The organism is Metabacillus sp. YM-086 (genome assembly GCF_048059995.1).
In the GTDB taxonomy this organism is placed as follows: domain Bacteria; phylum Bacillota; class Bacilli; order Bacillales; family Bacillaceae; genus Metabacillus; species Metabacillus litoralis_B.
In genome coordinates this window covers 90995-112880 of record NZ_JBLUOI010000005.1, presented here as the reverse complement: position 1 = coordinate 112880, position 21886 = coordinate 90995, and the positions used below count along the sequence as shown (strand labels likewise).

Annotated in this window: 19 protein-coding genes; all 19 read right to left on the bottom strand. The window is 35.5% G+C overall.

Annotated features, from left to right (window positions below; genetic code table 11):
• Window positions 1-94: 94 nt before the first annotated feature.
• The 19 genes from sigE to mraZ all read right to left on the bottom strand — a co-directional run bounded on the left by sigE (window position 95) and on the right by mraZ (window position 21836).
• Window positions 95-814, bottom strand: coding sequence for an RNA polymerase sporulation sigma factor SigE (gene sigE, locus ACEWK1_RS03910; protein WP_121661330.1), 720 nt, complete (start codon window positions 812-814; stop codon window positions 95-97).
• A 220-nt stretch (window positions 815-1034) separates the two neighbouring features.
• Window positions 1035-1967: a sigma-E processing peptidase SpoIIGA gene (gene spoIIGA, locus ACEWK1_RS03905; RefSeq protein ID WP_121661329.1), complete on the bottom strand. Its 933-nt coding sequence runs from the start codon at window positions 1965-1967 to the stop codon at window positions 1035-1037.
• A 369-nt stretch (window positions 1968-2336) separates the two neighbouring features.
• The gene (ftsZ, locus tag ACEWK1_RS03900) at window positions 2337-3482 is read right to left on the bottom strand and encodes a cell division protein FtsZ (RefSeq protein ID WP_121661328.1); all 1146 of its coding nucleotides are present in this window, start codon (window positions 3480-3482) and stop codon (window positions 2337-2339) included.
• A 44-nt stretch (window positions 3483-3526) separates the two neighbouring features.
• Window positions 3527-4810, bottom strand: coding sequence for a cell division protein FtsA (gene ftsA / locus ACEWK1_RS03895; RefSeq protein WP_121661327.1), 1284 nt, complete (start codon window positions 4808-4810; stop codon window positions 3527-3529).
• Window positions 4811-4972: 162 nt separating this feature from the next.
• Complete coding sequence (locus ACEWK1_RS03890) at window positions 4973-5338, bottom strand: small basic family protein (protein WP_212134458.1); 366 nt, start codon at window positions 5336-5338, stop codon at window positions 4973-4975.
• A gap of 1 nt (window position 5339) precedes the next feature.
• On the bottom strand, window positions 5340-6071 hold the full coding sequence (locus ACEWK1_RS03885; RefSeq protein WP_306821500.1) for a DUF881 domain-containing protein: 732 nt from the start codon (window positions 6069-6071) through the stop codon (window positions 5340-5342).
• 51 nt (window positions 6072-6122) lie between these two features.
• Entirely contained in the window at window positions 6123-6827 is a 705-nt protein-coding gene (locus ACEWK1_RS03880; RefSeq protein WP_212135132.1) for a DUF881 domain-containing protein, read from the bottom strand.
• Window positions 6817-7608, bottom strand: coding sequence for a cell division protein FtsQ/DivIB (locus tag ACEWK1_RS03875; RefSeq protein ID WP_212134456.1), 792 nt, complete (start codon window positions 7606-7608; stop codon window positions 6817-6819). Before ACEWK1_RS03875 ends, ACEWK1_RS03880 begins: the two co-directional genes overlap by 11 nt.
• Before the next feature lie 230 nt (window positions 7609-7838).
• Entirely contained in the window at window positions 7839-8747 is a 909-nt protein-coding gene (murB, locus tag ACEWK1_RS03870; RefSeq protein ID WP_121661324.1) for a UDP-N-acetylmuramate dehydrogenase, read from the bottom strand.
• A gap of 33 nt (window positions 8748-8780) precedes the next feature.
• Window positions 8781-9872 carry an undecaprenyldiphospho-muramoylpentapeptide beta-N-acetylglucosaminyltransferase gene (gene murG / locus ACEWK1_RS03865; RefSeq protein ID WP_121661323.1) on the bottom strand — a complete coding sequence of 364 codons (1092 nt, stop codon included), beginning with the start codon at window positions 9870-9872 and terminating at the stop codon, window positions 8781-8783.
• Between the two features lie 235 nt (window positions 9873-10107).
• Window positions 10108-11250 (bottom strand): stage V sporulation protein E, encoded by a 1143-nt coding sequence (spoVE, locus tag ACEWK1_RS03860; protein WP_416635739.1) that lies wholly within the window; start codon window positions 11248-11250, stop codon window positions 10108-10110.
• Between the two features lie 32 nt (window positions 11251-11282).
• Window positions 11283-12638, bottom strand: a complete 1356-nt coding sequence (murD, locus tag ACEWK1_RS03855; protein WP_212134452.1) for a UDP-N-acetylmuramoyl-L-alanine--D-glutamate ligase — start codon at window positions 12636-12638, stop codon at window positions 11283-11285.
• Entirely contained in the window at window positions 12639-13613 is a 975-nt protein-coding gene (mraY, locus tag ACEWK1_RS03850) for a phospho-N-acetylmuramoyl-pentapeptide-transferase (protein WP_121661321.1), read from the bottom strand.
• Window positions 13614-13784: 171 nt separating this feature from the next.
• The gene (locus ACEWK1_RS03845; protein WP_121664929.1) at window positions 13785-15251 is read right to left on the bottom strand and encodes a UDP-N-acetylmuramoyl-L-alanyl-D-glutamate--2,6-diaminopimelate ligase; all 1467 of its coding nucleotides are present in this window, start codon (window positions 15249-15251) and stop codon (window positions 13785-13787) included.
• A 227-nt stretch (window positions 15252-15478) separates the two neighbouring features.
• Window positions 15479-17422, bottom strand: coding sequence for a stage V sporulation protein D (locus tag ACEWK1_RS03840; protein WP_121661320.1), 1944 nt, complete (start codon window positions 17420-17422; stop codon window positions 15479-15481).
• Between the two features lie 228 nt (window positions 17423-17650).
• Window positions 17651-19843 (bottom strand): penicillin-binding protein, encoded by a 2193-nt coding sequence (locus ACEWK1_RS03835; protein ID WP_212134450.1) that lies wholly within the window; start codon window positions 19841-19843, stop codon window positions 17651-17653.
• A gap of 113 nt (window positions 19844-19956) precedes the next feature.
• On the bottom strand, window positions 19957-20319 hold the full coding sequence (gene ftsL / locus ACEWK1_RS03830) for a cell division protein FtsL (protein WP_212134448.1): 363 nt from the start codon (window positions 20317-20319) through the stop codon (window positions 19957-19959).
• Window positions 20320-20352: 33 nt separating this feature from the next.
• Entirely contained in the window at window positions 20353-21285 is a 933-nt protein-coding gene (rsmH, locus tag ACEWK1_RS03825; protein ID WP_121661317.1) for a 16S rRNA (cytosine(1402)-N(4))-methyltransferase RsmH, read from the bottom strand.
• Window positions 21286-21404: 119 nt separating this feature from the next.
• Window positions 21405-21836, bottom strand: coding sequence for a division/cell wall cluster transcriptional repressor MraZ (gene mraZ / locus ACEWK1_RS03820; protein ID WP_098799612.1), 432 nt, complete (start codon window positions 21834-21836; stop codon window positions 21405-21407).
• Between the last annotated feature and the right edge of the window lie 50 nt (window positions 21837-21886).

Genomic DNA, 21886 nt, shown 5'->3' with positions numbered 1-21886 from the left:
CGACAGGAAAAAATATGCACAAGCTTTCAAGTTAAAGGGAGTAGAAACCGTCTAAATAATTGATATAAAAGGACTTTTTACCGAAAAAATTTTTTTAGACCATTTTATTAAATTCTTTTTGCAGCCTTTTAATAATACGCTTCTCAAGCCTGGAGATATAGGATTGAGATATTCCTAACATATCTGCAACGTCCTTTTGAGTCTTTTCTTCACCACCAAGCAATCCAAATCTTAATTCCATAATTTGTTTTTCCCGATCATTTAATTGATGTAGTGCTTTTAATAGTAATTTTCTATCTACATTTGCTTCAAGATCCTTTGTAATAATGTCATCCTCTGTACCTAAAACATCTGATAAGAGTAGCTCATTACCATCCCAATCAATATTTAAGGGTTCGTCAAAAGAAACCTCTGAGCGTAATTTGTTATTTCTGCGTAAATACATGAGTATTTCATTTTCGATACATCTTGAAGCATATGTAGCTAATTTTATTTTCTTTTCAGGATTAAATGTATTAACTGCCTTAATTAAGCCAATTGTACCAATACTAATTAAATCTTCTATATTAATTCCTGTATTTTCAAATTTACGTGCAATATAAACAACCAATCGTAAATTTCGTTCAATTAAAATTGATCGAGCTGCTTGATCCCCTGAAGGTAGTTTTTGTAGCAAAACTGCTTCTTCATCTTTAGAAAGAGGTGGTGGTAATGCTTCACTTCCACCAATGTAGTATACCTCATCAGATTTAATCCCTAGTTTAATTAATAACTTATACCATAAGTATGTTAGCTGTAACTTTAATTTTTTCATTTTCCTCCCCCTTCTAAAATATGACAGTTACGTTTTTCTCCCCTGATCTCTTCCTTAAATTCATTATTTTAACAAATTGCTTATTGCCAAGTCCTAATGACGAGAGCCATCATTCTTCTATACTATCTACCATTAAACCTTTTACGTTCTGATAGTATAAAAAATCTTATACCTGGCGTAATAAATAAATGGAACCGGAGTAAGATAGAAGTAGGTAATTTTACGAAACATTTTGGATTGATGGGCCTTGAAGCATTTTGGGATGAACGATACATTGATATTCATCCTCTGAAGACAGAGCAGTTCGATTTAACCCAACAATTGTCTTTTGCACCTTAATTTTTTCATTATTTGTTTCTATCCACACTTCATCTGGCTTAAATCCTAATAAAAACTGATTCTCTTTTCCTACCACACGATAAGGTATAATACGAACTCGATGCTCCCATTCGTGGCCTTCTTGTTGATCGTCAGTCATTGCCTTCATCACATCATCTTGCAGCGCATGGTGAACGAGTTGATCAGGAATATAGTCCTTAACTTTCTGTGTATCTAAAATCATAACAGGACTACGAGTAATTGGATCAAAAAGTTGGTTTCCACTATCAACTAGCCCCTTTAAGGTCATTTGAGTTGAATCTACCTTTATCTTAACAGTCACTAATTGTTCGTAATGAATTTTTTTTGCCTCAAAGCCTTCTAAACTATTCCTTGCAAACAACCACAAAACCGGAAATCCAATAAGTACAAATAACCAGCTGATTGGGTGTCCAAAGCCAGTTGAATTAGTCATTAAGATTCCGTCTAAATAAGTGATTTCTGCCTGTAAAAAATAATGTACGCCGATCATTCCACCACCAACTAGAAAAGTGACAAAATAAAAGGTGAAAAGGCCATGAAAAAAATAGCGAAATCGTTTAAACCCAAATGCCAATAAGACCATTAAAATAGAGATACCCATTTTTCCAAGAGGATGTGTAGAGATAAATGCTAAAGGGCTAAACATCATAATAACAATACTTGAGCCTAATAGTGCCGCAAGAAGAATTCTTATTTTCATTATTTTCCTTTTCAATGCAATGGCTGTTAAAACAAGTAGAAACAAATCAAAGGAAAAGTTTAAGAGCCAAATAACGTCTAAATAAATAGACATCTGTTACTCCTTTCCCTTCTGTTTTAATTGTCCTTGCTACTCTGACTCTGTCTTTTATTACAATTCAAAGCTTTGGGACCTGTTGCATTAAGTATAAATCCTAAGAAATAGGAAGTCTGTCATTTAGTGCCGATAGAACGTAAGAATTTTTGAAAGATTATTAGAATTTTTGTCGACCAAATTATAAGAGTCATAGTCTAGGTTTGCAAAACAATTAGTAGAAAAAGAGATATTTGAGGAGAAGTATGAGGAAGATAAACTTTATTGGCTGGTTTATAGGTTTCTAGTACATCTTTTATACTTCAAAATAATAAAAGATATACAGATAAAAAAGAGTGCTAAATTTTCATTTAACACTCTTTTTTTGGTTTATCGACGTTTATTACGGTTACGTAAGAAGGTCGGAATATCAAGCGTTTCTTCAGGTTGTTGTGTATTAGTACGAGTTGGTGCTTCTTGTACAGGTTCCTCACGATGACTCTCACGTTTTGGCGGGACTTTTGTTAGCGTATTACCATTATTAAATTGACGCGTATTCTGTTGTTTTAAAGGACTAATTTCTTGTTCAGTAAAACCAGTTGCAATAACTGTAACAATGATTTCATCCTTTAGGTTTTCGTTAATAACAGAACCAAAAATCATGTTTACATCTTGATCAGAAGCAGTAGCTACAATATCAGCTGCCTCTTGTACCTCATATAAACTTAAATTCATTCCACCAGTAATGTTCATAAGAACACCCTGAGCACCATCAATTGATTTTTCTAATAGTGGACTGGAAATAGCTTTCTTAGCAGCTTCTGCAGCACGATTTTCTCCAGTGGCTACACCAATTCCCATTAAAGCAGATCCTCTATTTGACATAATCGTTTTTACATCTGCAAAGTCAAGGTTTATTAAACCTGGGGTAGCGATTAAGTCAGAAATACCTTGAACCCCTTGACGAAGCACATTATCTGCTTCTCTAAATGCTTCAAGCATAGGTGTATTTTTATCAACAATTTCAAGTAAACGGTCATTTGGAATCACAATAAGTGTATCCACTGACTCTTTCATTGAAGAAATACCGCCAGCTGCTTGCATTTGACGTTTACGTCCTTCAAATGTAAACGGTCTAGTAACAACACCGACTGTAAGAGCACCTAAATCTTTAGCAATTTGTGCAATAACAGGTGCTGCACCAGTTCCAGTTCCGCCGCCCATGCCGGCTGTAACGAATACCATGTCAGCTCCTCTTAAAGCTTCTTCAATTTGCTCTCTACTTTCTTCAGCAGCTTTTTTCCCTACTTCAGGGTTAGCACCAGCACCTAATCCTCTTGTAAGTTTCGAGCCAATCTGCATTTTCACTTCTGCTTTAGATAAGTTTAATGCTTGTGCATCCGTGTTAACTGCAATAAATTCTACACCTTGTACACCGTGCTCTATCATTCGATTAACAGCGTTATTACCACCGCCACCAACTCCAATTACTTTGATGGTAGCCAAGCCGTCAATATTCGTATCAAACTCCAACATGCAAAATCCTCCTAATCCATCAAATGACTTCTAATAGATGTAAACTATTCAAAGAAGTAGCCAAAAAATTTCTTCACTTTATTTACCTTTTTTTCTTCTGGGTGTTGCTGAGGTTTTGTACGCTGCTGTTGCGGTTCCTTTGTTGCTGCTACTTCTACAGCATCAACAGTAACGTTTGAACCTATTTTTCTACCTTGAATTTTAGCATTCTTATATGCAAATTGAATCAAGCCTACTCCCGTCATATATTGAGGTTCTCTGACACCAATATAATCCGGACTTGCAATTCTTACACTATTTTGAAGAACAACTTGTCCTAATTCAAGTACTCCAGGCATTCTAACTGTACCCCCGGTTAGAACAAAGCCGCCAGGTAATTCTCCGATTCCTAATCTTCTTAGCTCATGTAAGATAAGCTCATACAACTCTTCCAAACGAGCTTCGATAATGTCCGCAACTTCTAATTGGTTAAACGTTCTTTTCTGATCTGACCCTATAACTGCTGCTTCAAAAATTTCATCTTCTGAAGCATGATCATAAAAGGCATGTCCATATTTCAGCTTTATGCGTTCTGCTTCATCGGTAGTAGTACGAAGACCTATAGACAAATCCTTCGTAATGTGCTCACCACCGACAGGCAAGACACTGGATGCAATTAGGTGATTTTGTTCAAACACTGCGATTGTAGTGGATCCCCCACCAATTTCCACAAGTGCCACACCTAAGTTTTTCTCATCTTTTGATAATGCAACAGATCCCGCAGCTAGAGGTTGTAAACAGATATCAGTTATTTCAAGTCCTGCACGCTCTACACAACGCAATAAATTATGTAAGATCGTTTTAGATCCAGTAATAATGGTACCTTCCATTTCCAAACGAACCCCAAGCATTCCTCTTGGATCATTGATTTCATCTAGTCCATCTACAATAAATTGTCTTGGAATAACATCGATTATTTCTCGTTCAGGTGGAATTGAGATAACTTGAGCAGCTTCAATAACTCGTCTTACATCTTCATTAGATATTTCTCTATTCTCACTCGAAACAGCTACAACTCCGTGGCAATCCTGTAATTGCACATGATTTCCTGTAACACCTACTACCACTCTCGTTAAGGAGATTCCAACCATTCTCTCGGCCTGCTCAACCGCTTTTTTTATAGAATGAACTGTTTCGTCTATATCAACTATAGACCCTTTTCTTAATCCTTCTGATTTTACATTTCCTACACCAATAATGTTTAAAGCATCATTCGTCATTTCACCAATAATTACTTTAACACTGGATGTACCGATGTCAAGACTTACAAATAGTTCATTGCTGTTCATTCTAAGGCACCTCCCCATCTATCACTTTCTATTCTATTCTTTACAGAACAACATGACAATGAATCTAGTTTTACAGGTTTGTAACAAAAATTTTATTTAAATATTTGCTTGATTTCTGCTTTACTAGTGTTTATTCGTCAAATACTTAATTTTTCCTTTTTATTATTCAATTTTTTTCTTTTTTCCCCTAGAATTTGACCATTTCGTAATAAGAATCCTTCTTATTACGGCTATATTTTGAAATAGCCTTACTCCAAAGGCAAACATTGCTACTAAATACAAGTCTACACCAAGATGGACACCTAGAAAAGCTAAACTTGCAGCTAAAATGATGTTAAAGAAAAATCCAGAAACGAACACCATTTCATCATAGATATCCTGAAGATGTGCACGAATTCCTCCTAACAGTGTATCAAGTGCTGCTAAAATTGCAATTGATAAATAATTGGAATACTCAGGGGGAATACGTAACTCTGATACTAGACCTAAAAAGACACCGAGAATCAGTCCTAAAATTGGCAGCCACATTTTATTCTCCCCCTTTATCTGATGACTCTACAGGTTTCATATTCCGAACTCGAATTGGATCTTCATAAGGAGGAATAGTTAACTGTTCAATTGGGTCTGATATCGTTAACTTCAGATTATCAATGGCAAAATCTTCATCAGTATTCGAAGCATTCATTCTGTTATAAAGTTTGTCCACATTATCTGAAATTACGTTTATCTTTATAGGAAAACTGTTTAGGCTAAAATTATCCATCTTCGTTTGACCATTGATATCTCTGATGACAGTCGAATTAATAACCCTTCTGCCTTCTATTGAGATTTCTTTTGCTCCATAAGAATTGAGTTCATTGATTAGCCGTTTTAAAAGCTCTGGTGAGATATTTTGTATTTCTACTCCAAGTAATTCTTCTGAAAATAATCGATCAATTGTAATCGTTATGCCCTCTCCAGATATTTCGGTTAAACCAACTTCTTCCTTTAATACTGCCAAGGTTTCTTTTAAAGCTGTTTCCGGATTCGAATTTTCTTGCTTCTTATATGACTCAATAATTTCATCATATTTTCGTATCTCATTTAGAAGCTCTGCTTGAAGTTGTTGCTCTTTTTTTAAATCTTCCCTAAGCTGCCACATATCACGCGTATCTCTTTCAACTGGTTCTTTAATTGTTTGAAACTGAATTCCAAGCATTAAACCAAAGATCATTGTTAGCAAAGCAAAACTAAGACCCTTTTTCCAACTTTTTTGTTTCACACCAACCACCTATCTAAACAATAATCCTTTAGTGAAACATCGTATTACTTCCTATGACGAAGCTTTTTTTTCTTGTAGAAGTGGCTCCATCTTAATATTTTCTCGTTTTTCTAGAGTTACCACAACATTATCATAAGAAAGCTGATCTACAATTCCACCAGTAATATTCAATGCAGGTAATAAAACATTTGGGTCACCAATCGCAGATATAACAAAAGGTGCAGGGAACTGATTTCCATCAACTGTCACAACTGGGCCATTGCAATATATATACGAATGACTTGATAACCTTTGACCGTTTATTGAGATAGCATCTGCTCCCGAGATATACAGTTCATTAATAACACTAAACAAATGACTCTCATGCACGATATAATTGTTTACATTTTCTCCTTCAGGGACGTAAGAGGAATCTTCTAATGTTACTTGTATCCCTTTACCTTGAACTGCTATATCACCAACATACATGCGATACTTTTCAACATCTTCTACAAGGTTGTAGTACACCTGTTTTTGATCCTTTAGAGATTCTTCAATTTCTTTCACTTCTTCTTGTTTTTCAAAAAGTTCTTTTTGGAGATCCCGGTTTATTTCTTCTTTTGAAATAAGTTGTGACCTAATTTCATATTCTTTATCCCATTGTTCGGTGGTTATCTCTTGATTTCGATTACTTTCCCTTGTCAGCTGATAAGAATATGAAAATAGAAAACCTGCAACTAAGAGAATGAGAGAAAAAATTACATAACTACCCCTCAGTTTCATCTTGAGCTTCATCCCCCTCTTCCTTTGACTCTATCGGTGTATAAGATTCAAAATAAGAGCCTACTTCCAGATGAATAATCCCTTTACTGTTCTCGTCTAGCTGACTTACAATTTTAGTGTAAGTATTCATTTTCTTTGAGAAGGTACGAACAGATGCCATTACTTCATAACCATCATTCATATAAAGATGAACTAACCAAGGATCTGTTTTATTAGGAGTATGATGAATTTCTGAAATTGAGTTTAAGATACTAGGAGATAATTTTTTTAACTCATTTATCATCTCATTAATATCTTTCTCTTGATTCCAATTTATCAACACCGGTGCATCTGCCGGTACTTTAACAGTACGGTCCTTTAGAACTTGTCCATTTTCAAGAATCGGCTTATATGCACCATTCTCTTCTAGATAAGCAATACTGTCATACTCATCAACCTGCAAGACAATATGGTTAGGAAACTTTTTTTCAACAGTGGCTTGTTTTATTTGCAAATGCTCTTCAACCAACTGACTAGTCTTTGTTGTATTGATATTCCAAAACCCATTAGAAGTTGTAATTTTACTCATTTCAATGATCTTTTCCGACTCAACATGTACATTTCCTTTTACTGTTATACTTGAGACTTTACTTAAGGGAGACTGAAAATAGATAACAAGTAAAATTAATAGAAAAAAGATTGAAAGGAATGAAATAAGTCTTCGATTAGTCTTCTGTTTTCGCTGCTGCTGTAGTTTTGGTATGCGGTCTTCTAACGAAACAACCTTTTTCTCCAATCGTTTTCACCCCACCCTAGTAGTTCTCTCTAGGTAGATTTCTTGCACAATGTTATGGTACTAATCATCACAGTATGTAGTAATGAAATTCTTTCTATTTAAAAAGATTTTCCCCACTTACACACTGAAACGGCATTTAAAAATGCCGTTTAAGAATAAACTAAAATTGTTCAGCAATTTTTATAAAGACATTATAACACAATAAAAGGAAATAATGGGGAGTAATGTGACTATTTCCGACCTATTATTTCAACTTCAGTTTCCATTGTCACATCATACTTCTCGAGAATGGTTTCTTTAATATAATTTATTAAATCCAATACATCTTGAGCAGTTGCTCCTCCAGCATTAACAATAAAATTACCGTGCATCTCTGAAACTTTAGCACCACCTATTTGATATCCTTTTAGACCCGCTGCTTCAACTAATTGACCTGCATAATTAGGAAGTGGATTCCTGAAGATGCTCCCTGCGCAAGGATAATTCCAAGGCTGTGTTTCTCTTCTGTAATCTTTATTCTTTTGCATGATCGAAACAATTTCTTCTTTTTCACCCTTTTTAAGTTGTAGAACTGCTTCTATACAAATACCTGGTTTTTTCGCCTGAAGAATCGATGTTCGATAAGAGAACTCCATTTCTTCATTTGTCAGCCATTCCATCGTTCCATCTTCAAATAATACTAGAGCCTTCAACAGAATTTTTGACATATCTGACCCATGTGCCCCTGCATTCATGTAGACAGCTCCACCTATTGAACCGGGAATACCACTGGCAAATTCCAAACCTGATAAACCCTTCCTACTAATGAGTGTAGCAAGCTTTACAATGGAATATCCTCCGCCAACTGTTAAAACATCATCATCTAACTCAAAGTGATCGATTCCAATTCCTAGCTTAATTACAACCCCATCTATTCCTTTATCAGAAACAAGAAGGTTAGAGCCTCTTCCTATCACTGTCCATTTAGCTCCATATTGTTTTATTATTTTTATCGCTTTACTTAGGCTCTCACTGTCACTAGGTTCTAATAAGATATCTGCAGGGCCACCTATTTTTATTGTTGTATGTTTTGCTAATGGTTCATCCACAAGGACTTTCCCAATTTCTGCAGTTTTTAATGCCTCATATAACGTAGTCATAATTTACCTCCTCAGGTCAGTTTATCTCTGTTGTTACTTAGAAAGTTCCTTTAGGACTGAATAAAGTCTTAATGCAGCATCAGGAAGACCTAATTTCTTTGATGCCTGCTTCATTTCTTTCAACTTAAATTCATTAAGTAAAACTCCATCAATTTGCGACAGTAATATATCGCCATTCAATTCTTGCTCTTTCAGCATAATTGCTGCATGATGATCACTTAACGATCTTGCGTTTACTTCTTGATGATTAGCCGTTACATAAGGACTTGGAATTAATATACTAGGTAACCCCAATGCTGTAATTTCTGCAAGAGAGGTAGCTCCGGCTCTCGATACAATTAAATCCACTGCCGCTAATACTTCAGGCATATTGTGTATAAATGGTTTTATAATCAAGTTCTCAGAACTGTTTCCTTTTTTTACTTCATTCATTACTTTTTCATAATGTACTTCACCAGTGACATAAACAATTTGATACGGTTTTTCAGCAAGAGATGGAATCATTTCTAAAACAGCTTCATTAATAGCTTTAGCTCCCCTGCTTCCCCCGAAAATCAGCACTGTTTTTTTGTCTTTAATCAAACCGACTGAATGTCTCCCTTTTTCCGCATCTTGACCCAGCACCTCTGAAGCACGAGGATTACCGGTTAATACAACCTTATGTGCTGGAAAATGTTTTCTTGCTTCTTCAAAACAGATGGCAACTTTGTTAACATATCGAGACAAAAACTTATTTGTTATCCCAGGTAAACTATTTTGTTCATGAATAACTGTTGGAATCTTCATTTTAGCCGCGGCATAAACAACAGGTCCACAAACATAGCCTCCTGTTCCAATAACAACATCTGCATTGAACTCTTTTAAATATTTTTTACTAACAGAAACTGCTTTAAGAAATCTTGTAACAGTTTTCACATTTTCAAAAGAGATCTTTCTTTTAAATCCGGATATTTCTACAGATTTAAATGGTATGTTAGCTCTGTTTACAATATTTTGCTCAAGTCCGTTTTCTGTACCGATATATAGAAATTCTACATCTGAATGATGTTTTTTAATTTCATTTATTAAAGCCAGTGCTGGATAGATATGACCACCAGTTCCGCCACCACTTACAACTACTTTCATGCTTGTTCCCCCACTTTGAATGGATTTCTAATAATTCGTACGTACTTTCAACTACTAGGTTACAATTAAACTAGTAGTTGTTTAGAAACACTATGTAAAACTATGAAGGCTGACCTTTTAAGGACTGCTTAGAGGTTAAAAACCCCTAGTCTGTCACTTACCAACGTCAGCCTCGATACTTACTATTTTATATGATAAACAACCTATAATGAAACTAAAATTAGCCTTAATGAACCTAATACTTTGAGTATCTACTAACATTTAATAAGACACCCATTGCCATTAACATTAATGTTAGGGAAGATCCTCCATAACTTAAGAACGGAAGAGTAATACCTGTTACAGGCATTAGCCCGGTTACAACCCCAATGTTAATCATAACCTGAATAGCTACCATTGTTATAATTCCTATGGCCAGGAAGCTACCATATAAATCAGGGGCTCCTAAAGCAATTCGTACCCCTCTCCATAAAAGTAAACCAAACAATAATATAACTAATGACCCACCAATAAAACCAAGCTCTTCAGCTAAAATGGCAAAAATGAAGTCAGTTTGTGGCTCAGGTAAATAAAAGAATTTCTGCCTGCTTTGTCCTAACCCCTGACCAAAAAGACCTCCAGGACCAATTGCATACAAAGATTGAATGATTTGAAATCCACTACCTAGTGGATCTTCCCATGGATCTAAAAATGATGTAATCCTTTTAATTCTGTATGGTGCTGAAAGAACAAGAGCAACAAATCCCACAACACCTAAAAGGCCTAGCCAAGCAAAATGGACCACTCTAGCTCCCGAAACAAATATCATCACAATACATGTCCCCACCATAACTGTCCCTGTTCCTAAGTCAGGCTGAAGCATAATGATCCCAAATGCAGTAAAAACGAGTCCAAGAGAAGGGACTAACCCCTTTTTAAACGAGGTAATTTTCTTTTGATTTTCTGATAGAAATTTTGCTAAGAAAGCAATCATCGCCAATTTCATAAACTCTGATGGCTGGATCGAAAATGCACCAACACCAATCCAACTTCGAGAACCATTACGCTCCATCCCTATGCCAGGTATTAATACTGCAATTAAAAGAAAAAAACAAATGATAATTAACATCTTTGACCATGTCCGCCATGTCCAATAGTCAACGTTCATAATAAAAAACATGGCTATAACACCAACACCTGCAAATAACAATTGGCGCTTCGCAAAAAAGAAGGAATCATCAAACTTATATGTTGCCCATACTGCACTTGCACTATATACCATGATTAGTCCAATTGTTAAAAGAAGTAATGTTAGAATAACCAATATAAAATCTGGTGTAGACCTTTTTGCTGTCAACGCCGAACACCCCTGTATCAAATTTATTAAGGGCTGTAGCATAGACTGCAATGAATTATTATTCGTACAAGCCCTTAGTTAAGCTTATGCACGGCTTGAATAAAAATGTCTCCTCTTTCTTCAAAAGTTTTATATTGATCCCAACTTGCACATGCTGGTGACAATAAAATCACATCTTCTTTTTCGGAAACATTAAACGCCGTCAATACTGCTTTTTCTACATTATCGACACGTTTAATTTGTTCTATTCCACTTTCTCTGGCAATTCTTTCAAGCTTAGGAGCAGTTTCCCCAAATAAAATCATGGCCTTTACATGATGTAAAAATGGTTTTAATTCATCGAATTCATTACCTCTATCAAGGCCACCGGCCAATAAGACGGTAGGTGTTTTAAATGCACTAAGTGCTTTACTTGTTGCTAATATATTTGTTGCTTTTGAATCGTTATAAAAACGACGCCCCTGAATAGTATCTACATATTGCAACCTATGTTTAACTCCGTTAAAAGTCGTTAAAACCTTGTAAATAGATTCGTTAGAAACTCCTCTTAGCTTGACAGCAGCAATAGCAGCCAGTATATTCTCTAAATTATGTTCTCCCGGCAATACGATATCCTTTAAGGAAACAATTTTCTCTTCTTTATAAAAAATTGAATCATCAAAAATATAAACTCCATTATCAATAACTTCTGTAGTTGAGAAATATAATTTTTGTGCCTTTGACCTTTCAGAGCATTCACAAACTTCTTTATCATTTAGGTTTACTATAGACACATCTTCCTCGGTCTGGTTTTCATAAATCTTCCCTTTAGCAAAGACGTATTCTTCTTTCGTTCCATGGTAATCTAAATGAGCATCAAAAATATTTAATATCATTCCAATAGTTGGTTTAAAATCAATTGTTCCAAGAAGTTGAAACGATGATAGTTCCATAACAATGACATTTTCTTTTGTGGCCTTTTGTGCAACTTCGCAAGCTACAGTACCAATGTTACCAGCAATTAAAGGTTGTTTTCCGTCCTCACTTAACATTTCAAAAATAAGGGTTGTTGTTGTTGTTTTACCGTTTGAACCGGTTATTGCGATAATGTCCGCCTCTGAAATTTTATATGCAAGTTCAACTTCCGTGATTATAGGAATGTCCTTTTCCTTAGCAAGGACTAAAAGAGGGTTTGAGTATGGAATTCCTGGGTTTTTCACAATAACATCGATTGCAAAATCCTCTAATAAAGAAAGTGGGTGCCCACCACCAACAACATCAATCCCAATGTTTTTTAATTCTTTTACTACTGGGTCTTCATCAGTCGCCTTTAAATCATTTACAGTTACTGTTGCGCCCAGCCTGTGTAACAATTTAGCGGCCGCTAAGCCGCTTTTTGCCAATCCTATTACCAATACATTTTTATGTAAGTAATCATTAATGTTTTTCAATTACAACCACACCTCAATATAAATTCCAAGTACTGCAAAAATTAAGCCAATCGTCCAAAAAGTAACAACAACTCTCCACTCTGACCACCCTACTAATTCATAGTGATGATGAAGAGGACTCATCTTAAATACTCTCTTTCCAGTTGTTTTAAACGAAATAACTTGAATGATAACCGATAAAGTCTCGATTACAAAAACTCCGCCGATTAAAACTAATAATATTTCAAGCTTTGTTAAAATGGCAATTGTTACAATAGCACCGCCAAGTGCTAGTGACCCTGTATCTCCCATAAATACTTTTGCAGGATGTGCATTAAACACTAAAAACCCGAGGACAGCTCCAACAACAGCTACCGAAAAAATGGCAACATCGTATTGCGACTGATTCCAAGCTAAAACAGCAAATGCCCCAAAAGCGATAGCAGCAGTACCTGATAACAAACCATCTAAACCATCTGTTAAGTTTACTGCATTAGATCCTCCCACTAACATAAATACAACGAGAATAATATAGCCCCAACCAAGGTCTAAAGATAAAGTTGTTCCAGGTATCCCTATTTCGGTTGAAAAGCCATACTGCGTGAAGACAAGGTAAAATATAATAGCAATAATTACTTGCCCTAGAAGTTTTTGTCTTGAAGTTAAACCAAGATTTCGTTTCATAACCACCTTGATAAAATCATCCAAAAACCCTAATAAACCGTATCCGAATGTAACAAACAACAATAAATACATCTCAACACTAAGTTGCGAAAATTTCCCGGTCATAACAATCGTTGTAATAATGATCGAAATAATGATCATTACACCACCCATTGTTGGGGTACCCGATTTTTTTTGATGAGATTTAGGTCCTTCTTCTCTAATACTTTGACCAAACTTCAACCTTCTTAAAAACGGAATAATGATTGGGGAAAGTAATACACTGATTAAGAATCCCATAACGATTGTAAATAAAATTACTTGCTCTAACATGCATACACCTCCCCACAGAATACTAAGTCATTAGAATATACAAGCGTATCTTTTACGAGATTATCATATGAGGTATTTTTCTGAATATGTTCTTCTAAACTGTTTTTCTTCATCTTATCAACTTCTCTTTCTTCCTTTGTACCTATTCTTATGAAAGGTCTTGGTCATTCACTACAAATTTAAGGTATTTATTGCATTTAATGCGATTTCCTTATCATCAAAATCAAAAACTTCATTACCTATTATCTGATATGTTTCGTGGCCTTTTCCTGCAATTAGAATGACATCACCTTTTCGAGCTTTTTTAACAGCATAGGTAATAGCCTCTTCTCTGCTGATAATAGATGTGTACTGGTTACCCGCTACACCTTCTTCCATTTCCTGAAGAATGACTTGCGGATCTTCACTTCTTGGGTTATCAGATGTAAAAACGGGTTCATCACTATATGTTACCGCGATTTTAGCCATTAAAGGCCTTTTTGTTTTATCCCTGTCTCCCCCACATCCTACAATACAAAAGATGCGTCCCTCTGCAAATTGTTTAACGGTTTTAAGAACATTTTCTAGGCTATCAGGTGTATGTGCATAATCAACAATAACGGTATAATCCTGCCCACCATCAACTAATTCAAAACGTCCTCGTACCCCCTCCATCGATTCAATAGCTGTAACAATCGTATCTAAATCAACAGATGAAGCAAGTGAAGCAGAAACAGCAGCTAACACGTTATACACACTGAACTTTCCAACCATTTGAATTGTCACATTGCGTGTACCAACAGGTGTTACGAGTTGAAACATTGTACCCTTTGAAGTAATTTTTATGTTATTTGCTTTAATATCTGCAGGACGATCAATCCCATAGGTTAAGATCTTTGCAGCAGTCATCCGTTTAAAATCTTCAGACGCCTCTTCATCTTCATTTAAAACGGCAATCTTTAGATCGTTATGATCAAACTTATTACCTAATTGAGCAAACAATAGTCCTTTAGCATACTTATATGCTTCCATTGTTTTATGATAGTCTAAATGATCCTGTGTTAAGTTCGTAAACACAGCAACATTAAAATCACATCCATGAATTCTTCCAAGATGAAGGGCATGTGATGACACCTCCATAATAGCATCAGAAACATTTTGTTCCTTCATTTCGGCAAATGTCTTTTGCAATGTAAGACTTTCAGGCGTTGTATTCTTAACTTCTTTTTGTTGATTACCGATTTTTATGTACATTGTCCCAATAAGACCTGTTTGCTTATTTGCTTCATTGAATATTTTTTCAATAATATGTGTTGTTGTTGTTTTGCCATTAGTACCGGTAACACCTATCAAATGCATAGAATGAGTTGGCTGCCCATAAAATATATCCGCTAATACAGCCATAGATCTTTTAGTATCTTTTACAACAATAACCGGAACATCTAAATCTAAGTTTCTTTCAGCAACTATAGCTACTGCTCCTTGCTCTACAGCCTTTTGTGCAAAATCATGACCGTCAACCGTATAACCCTTTATACATATAAATAAACTACCGGGCTTTACTTCTCTAGAATCCATTTCTAAAGATGAGATGGTAGGGTTCTTTAAAGATAGAAGTGAGTCATCATGTAAAAATGTTAGTAAATCATTTAATTTCATCTTTATTCCTACTTTCATTACAGGGTTTTCCTTTTAATCCACATCAAAATGGATTAAATAACCATCAATTAAAATATAAATGGTAAAATATTTCTCCGTACTATTTTATCTTACTTAAAAGAAAAGAGCCATCATTCCTTTCAATTTTACGAAAAACATAAATGTTATTATACCAACAGAAAGAAAGCGTGCCAATGCAATTTTTGCAATAGCATGCTCCCCTCTTGTTATTCACTTTCTTTCTTTTCTTTATTTTCATCACCTAGATAAACTCTTAAGGTTGATCCTTCCTTAACTTTTACACCTTCATTTGGGGATTGTTGCACAACAACATCTCCTTCACCTGATACATCAATCTTCAAGTTAACGAATTGTTGAGTTAATTCTTGCTTTGTTAACCCTATAATATTCGGTACTTCTACGAGTTTTGTGTCCAGCCAATTATATTCTTTCTCAATTTGACCGTCTCTTGGCTTTACCCCTATCTCAGGTAAAACATCACGCATAATGTTTCCGACTATAGGTGCAGCAACAGTTCCACCAAATTGGACTGTTCCCTTAGGATTGTCAACTGCAACATAAATAACAATTTGCGGATCATCAGCTGGTGCAAATCCAATAAAGGAGACAATATGGTTATTTTCCATATATCTTCCATCTTTTACTTTTTGTGCTGTACCAGTTTTTCCACCAACTCGATAGCCATCTACAAAAGCATTTCTACCACTACCTAATGCAACAACACTTTCAAGCGCATAACGAATTTCTTTTGAGGTTTCCTCAGAAATAACACGTCTTTTGGCATTTGGTGTATTTCGACTAATGACTTCACCAGTAACAGGATCAACCCATTCCTTTGCTATATATGGAGTATACAAAACCCCTCCGTTTATAGCTGCAGAAACAGCTGCAACTTGCTGTATCGGTGTAACAGAAACACCTTGACCAAATGCGGTGGTTGCAAGTTCCACAGGTCCTACTTGTTCTGGTTTAAACATAATACCCGTTCCTTCACCTTGAAGATCAATTCCTGTTTTTTGACCAAAACCGAAATCCTTTATATATTTAAACAATGTTTCTTCCCCAAGTCTTTGACCAAGTTCTACAAATCCAGGGTTACAAGAGTTTTGGACAACTTCCAAAAATGTTTGATGGCCATGCCCCCCTCTTTTCCAACATCGTAATCTTGCTCCATCGACCTCTACAGAACCAGAGTCATTAAACTCATCTTTATCTAAATTTACTTTCTTTTCTTCAAGTGCTGCAGCTAAGGTAATAATCTTAAATGTTGAACCTGGCTCATAAGTACTCCAAACAGGTAAGTTGCGATTGTAAACCACCGGATCTACCTCTTTAAAATTAGCCGGATCAAAATCTGGCCTACTTGACATCGCTAATATTTCTCCATTGTTTGGGTTCATCGCAATCGCAATAATCCCATCCGGATTATAAGTAGCTTGAGCATTATCTAATTCTCTTTCAATAATAGTTTGAACTCTTGAATCAATTGTTAGTTTTAGATTATTCCCATCTACAGGAGCTGTATAGTCGTCCGCTTCATCCGGCATTCTTTGCCCCTTTGCATCTGAATAAAATTTAACGTATCCTTTTTCTCCCTTTAATTGCTCATCGTAATATGCTTCTAAGCCTAGCAATCCCTGATTATCGATTCCTGCAAAACCAAGAACATGTGATAGATAACTTCCATAAGGATAATATCTAATCGAATCTTCAGCTATATAAACTCCCTTTATATTTAAATCTCTCACTTCGTTTGCTTTTTCATGAGAGATTTTTCTCCCCTCAGGATTGATTCTTTCGATAGAAACCCTTTTTGTTATATGTTGATAGGCCTTTTCTTCTGACATATTTAAAACTGCAGCTAATTCTTTAGCAGCATCTGCAGGATCCTCAATTTGTCTTGGTACAACATAAATCGTCGGAGCACTCATATTCGTTGCTAGCTTTACGCCATTCCGATCTAAAATTTCTCCGCGTTCAGGCTCAAATGGAATGTTTCTGCTCCATAGATCTTTTGCTCCTGAAGTGAGTGTATTACCAAGAAAAAATTGAACATACCCTAGACGTATATCAATCACTAAGAAAATTAAAAAACCGAAAAGCAATGTTAAAACAAGACGCTTTCTAACGGTCACATTAGATACCCGCATATACTTTACTCCTCCTTGTCTAGGCTCGTTCAAATATATATGCTTGTACACGAGGAGTTAGAACTGTTATCCATACATATTAAACTCCAAGCTTCAGAAGAAAAATCATAGGAACTATTCAATCCTAATGAATGTATATATGAACCTATGACCTAAGAAACATCCTAATTTAATCTAAATAAAAAAAGATTGACCTCATTTTTGTTGAGATCAATCCTACCATTCATTTTATTCTTGTTCATTGCTTTCTTCAGGCTGTTTTTCATCATTTTCTGTACCCAGTGTTATCGTCAAAACATCGCTTTTCTTTAATACACTATCTTTCTTAATACTCTGTTTTATAACGAAACCAGATCCTTCTGCATTGACAGAAATATTCATTATATTTCCTAGTTTCATGACATCGCGTTTAGACCAACCTGTTAAATCTGGCATTTTAACTTCTTCAGATAACTTTAGAAAGACTTTTTCATTTAACATCATTGAAGTTTCCCCTTCAGGATATTGAGCAATAACTTTTTGTCCATTCCCAAGAATAATTGGCGTTAAACCTAACTTTTTCAATTGATTGTTAGCATCAGCAAACTTTGCATCTACTAAATCAGGAAGCACCGTGTCTTCACTTGAAGTTTTTGTTTGTGTTTCAGGTTCAAGTTCTTCTGTAGGTTCAATTTGTAAATATTGAAGGCTGTTTTTCATCACAGTATTAAAAATCATTGAAACTGGAACAGAACCAGCTTGTCCTTCAAGCTTCGGTTTCTGAACAGCTACATATACAATAAGCTCTGGATTATCTTTTGGTGCCATTCCTAAAAACGAAAAGATATGGTTGTCATTTCCTGATAAATAACCTCTTCCATTTGGATTTGGCATTTGTGCAGTACCTGTTTTTCCAGCAACCTGATACCCTTCAATGCTATAAGGTTTTCCCGTACCATTTTCTGAACTTACAACAGTTTCTAAAATATCTAGTGTTGCTTTTGCAGTTTTTTCAGTAATTGGTTGAGAAACAACCTTTGAATTATTTTCCTTTACAACTTCATTAGAATCTTTATCTACTATTTTATCAATAACATAAGGTTTCATCATTTTACCATTGTTCGCAATTGCTGTTGCTGCTTGTACGAGCTGGATCGGAGTAAAGGCTGATGCTTGTCCAAATGCAGTTGATACCTTATCAATCTCATAATTATAGTTTATTTTACTTTCAGCTTCGTTTGGCAAATCAATATTAGTTTTTTTCGTAAATCCAAATTTGTTTAGATATTGATACATTCGATCAGTTCCAAGCAAATCTTTAGCAAGAATTGAAAAACCAACATTTGATGACCTTTGTACACCTTCATTAAAGCTGATAGTCCCCCAACCGCCTCTTTTATGGTCACGTACAACAGATGGTCCTACCGCATAAGAACCAGATTGGAATGTTGCATTTCCATTATAGACTCCTTCTTCAATTGCTGCTGCTAAAGTAAAGATTTTCATCGTTGACCCCGGTTCAAAAGGATATGAGATGACATCATTGTAATAAGACGTAATGTTCCTTTTATTTGGGTCAAAACTCGGTCGCTGAGCCATAGCTAGTATTTTTCCGGTCTTCGGATCAGCTACAACAGCTACTATCTTCTCTGGTGAATATTCTTCAACTACTTGATTCATAGAATCTTCTAAAAAGGTTTGGATTTTCTGATCAATGGTTAAATACACATCTTGACCATTTTTCGGAGCTACGATTTCATCGTCACTTGTTGGTAACTTCCAGTTGTAGCGATCTTTTTCAAATTTTATGTAGCCATCTTCTTCATGGAGATATTTCTCTAATGTTTTTTCCAGGCCCATCATTCCTACCGTCTCACCTGTTGCTTCTTGCTTTTGCGCATATCCGATTAAATGCGAGGCAAAGATTCCATTAGGATAAAACCGTTGTGTATCACGAATAAACGTAATACCAGGAAGCTCCAATTTTGTTATTTCCTCTTTTAAAGTATGACTAATGTCTCTACCTGCAGATCCAAATTCAACTTGGTATAAATCCTTTGATAAAACCTCTACTATTTCATTTTCTTCCATATTTAATAAAGGTGCTAACTTTTGTGCCGTTTCTTCTACATCAACAACATGCTCTGGATTATCAGGATCTGTTGTTATTTGATCGTCCAGGATTGCAACGAGTTTATAAGAAGACTTGTCTTCTGCAATAACCTCACCCTTACGATCTAATATTGACCCTCTTGATGCTTCAATAGTTCTTTGACTTTCATAGAGTTCTTCAGCTCTTGCTGCAAGTGCTTGACCATGTGCAGTTCCAGTTGATTGAATATAAAAGAAACGAACAAAAATAACTAAAAATAGCAAACCAAAAATCAACGCTAATAATGCAGCGCCTCTATTCATGTTTATATTTTTATGCGTTAATTTCATAGAAAACCTCCTACGGTGTATGATACCACCTTTACCCGTAAATGGATAGAATAGATTGAAGGACTAAGCCATATGAAACTTACACGGCTTAGTCCCTTTTATTTGATTCTTTATTAATTTTGCACACTTTTCACATTATTTTGATCTAATGTTAACCCTAATTCTTTAGCTTTTTCCCAAATACGATCATATGTACTTAACTCTTCTACTTGAACATGGAGGTCACTGTTTAATTTCGTTTGTTCTTGAATTTTAGCTTCAGTTTTTTGAATCTCCATATTAGCTTGATACACATTATAGGAGTTCGCAACAATTGTAATAGCTCCTAATACAAAGAGAGAAACAAATAATAAAATGAGGAATTTCTCACCTGGGGTTATTGAAGCTCTTCTTGTTCTAATAATAGGTTCTTGTTTAGGGGATTGATTTAGCTGGTCCTGACGTTGTTGTTCTATTTTCATGGCTAAATTACTCATTTTAATAACCTCCTTAAAAAAATCTTATTCTTCTTAGACCTTTTCAGCAATTCTTAGCTTAGCTGATCTTGCTCGATTGTTTTCTTCCAATTCTTGTTCTGATGGAAGAATAGGTTTTCTAGTAATAATCTTTATTTTAGGCTCATACCCTTCTGGAATGTATGGCATATTCCTAGGTAACTCCGGTGGTGTTGCCGCTTCTTTAAAGGCAGTTTTACATATACGGTCTTCCAAAGAGTGGAATGTGATAACACTTACTCTTCCTTCAGGCTTTAACAATTCAATTGATTGTTCAATTGCCTCTTCAAATACTTTTAATTCATCATTTACAGCAATTCTTATTGCCTGGAAAATCCTTTTGGCAGGGTGTCCACCTTTTCGGCGTGCAGGTGCCGGAATTGCCTCTTTAATAATTTCAACCAACTCACCGGTAGTTCGAATTGGCTGAGTTTCTCTGTGACTTTCAATCTTTCTCGCAATTTGTTTAGAGAATTTCTCCTCACCATATCGAAAGAATATTTTCACTAGCTGTTCATAAGTCCACGTGTTTACCACTTCGTATGCTGAAATATCTGATTGCTGGTCCATTCTCATATCTAACGGTGCATCATGATGATAACTAAACCCTCGTTCAGGCGTATCTAACTGTGGGGATGAAACCCCTAAATCAAATAAAATACCATCTACTTTGTCGATTCCTATTTCAGCAAGTTTTTCAGAAAGGTAACGAAAATTACTTTTGATTAAGGTTACCTTACCTTTATAATTAGCAAGCTTTTCTTTCGCGTTTTCTAACGCTGTATCATCCTGATCAAAGGCGATTAGATGCCCTTGTTCTGATAACTGTGAAAGCAGATAGCTACTATGACCTGCACCTCCAAGCGTGCAATCAACGTAAATACCATCTTCCTTAATATTTAAGCCATCTACCGTTTCCTTTAGTAACACTGTTGTATGTTTAAACATGTTGTACCACCTCTTCAAATCTGTTTCAGTTAGAAGGAAGTAACGAATCTCCCCCTAAAATATTGGACTATTCTTAGCTTGTCCATTTTTCTACTCATTCTTTGCTAAAAAGAAGATTATTATATATCAAAATCAATCATATTTTCCGCAATTTCTTCAAAAGAATCTTCTTGCTCAGCAACATAAGTTTCCCAAATGGACTTACTCCACAGCTCAATCCGATTTGAAACGCCGATAACAACGCATTCTTTTTCTAGTTTTGCATACTGCAGAAGTGGTGTTGCGATATTTACACGACCCTGTTTATCAAGCTCACATTCAGTCGCACCTGAAAAGAAAAAACGGGTAAATGCACGAGCATCTTTTTTAGTTAACGGGAGATTCTTTAGCTTATCTTCAATTATTTTCCATTCACTCATAGGATAACCGAACAAACACTGGTCCAGGCCACGCGTTAAAACGAATGTTTCTCCTAGTCCATCTCTAAATTTTGATGGGACAATCATTCTGCCTTTTATATCAATGGTGTGATGGTATTCTCCCATAAACATGTTCGTTGTCCCCACTTTCTCCCCTTAACTCACCACTTCCCCCCACTTAT

What these genes read in the sequence shown, in the direction of transcription:
- sigE (WP_121661330.1), bottom strand. Translation starts at nt 814, where the DNA reads ATGAAAAAATTAAAGTTACAGCTAACATACTTATGGTATAAGTTATTA.
- ACEWK1_RS03835 (WP_212134450.1), bottom strand. Translation starts at nt 19,843, where the DNA reads ATGAAATTAACGCATAAAAATATAAACATGAATAGAGGCGCTGCATTA.
- murG (WP_121661323.1), bottom strand. Translation starts at nt 9,872, where the DNA reads ATGAAAGTAGTTGTAAGTGGTGGCGGAACTGGTGGTCATATCTATCCA.
- rsmH (WP_121661317.1), bottom strand. Translation starts at nt 21,285, where the DNA reads ATGTTTAAACATACAACAGTGTTACTAAAGGAAACGGTAGATGGCTTA.
- mraY (WP_121661321.1), bottom strand. Translation starts at nt 13,613, where the DNA reads ATGTTAGAGCAAGTAATTTTATTTACAATCGTTATGGGATTCTTAATC.
- ACEWK1_RS03890 (WP_212134458.1), bottom strand. Translation starts at nt 5,338, where the DNA reads ATGTGGCTGCCAATTTTAGGACTGATTCTCGGTGTCTTTTTAGGTCTA.
- spoVE (WP_416635739.1), bottom strand. Translation starts at nt 11,250, where the DNA reads ATGCTACAGCCCTTAATAAATTTGATACAGGGGTGTTCGGCGTTGACA.
- ftsZ (WP_121661328.1), bottom strand. Translation starts at nt 3,482, where the DNA reads ATGTTGGAGTTTGATACGAATATTGACGGCTTGGCTACCATCAAAGTA.
- ACEWK1_RS03840 (WP_121661320.1), bottom strand. Translation starts at nt 17,422, where the DNA reads ATGCGGGTATCTAATGTGACCGTTAGAAAGCGTCTTGTTTTAACATTG.
- murB (WP_121661324.1), bottom strand. Translation starts at nt 8,747, where the DNA reads ATGACTACGTTATATGAGGCATTAAAAACTGCAGAAATTGGGAAAGTC.
- spoIIGA (WP_121661329.1), bottom strand. Translation starts at nt 1,967, where the DNA reads ATGTCTATTTATTTAGACGTTATTTGGCTCTTAAACTTTTCCTTTGAT.
- ACEWK1_RS03845 (WP_121664929.1), bottom strand. Translation starts at nt 15,251, where the DNA reads ATGAAATTAAATGATTTACTAACATTTTTACATGATGACTCACTTCTA.
- ftsA (WP_121661327.1), bottom strand. Translation starts at nt 4,810, where the DNA reads ATGAACAGCAATGAACTATTTGTAAGTCTTGACATCGGTACATCCAGT.
- ftsL (WP_212134448.1), bottom strand. Translation starts at nt 20,319, where the DNA reads ATGAGTAATTTAGCCATGAAAATAGAACAACAACGTCAGGACCAGCTA.
- mraZ (WP_098799612.1), bottom strand. Translation starts at nt 21,836, where the DNA reads ATGTTTATGGGAGAATACCATCACACCATTGATATAAAAGGCAGAATG.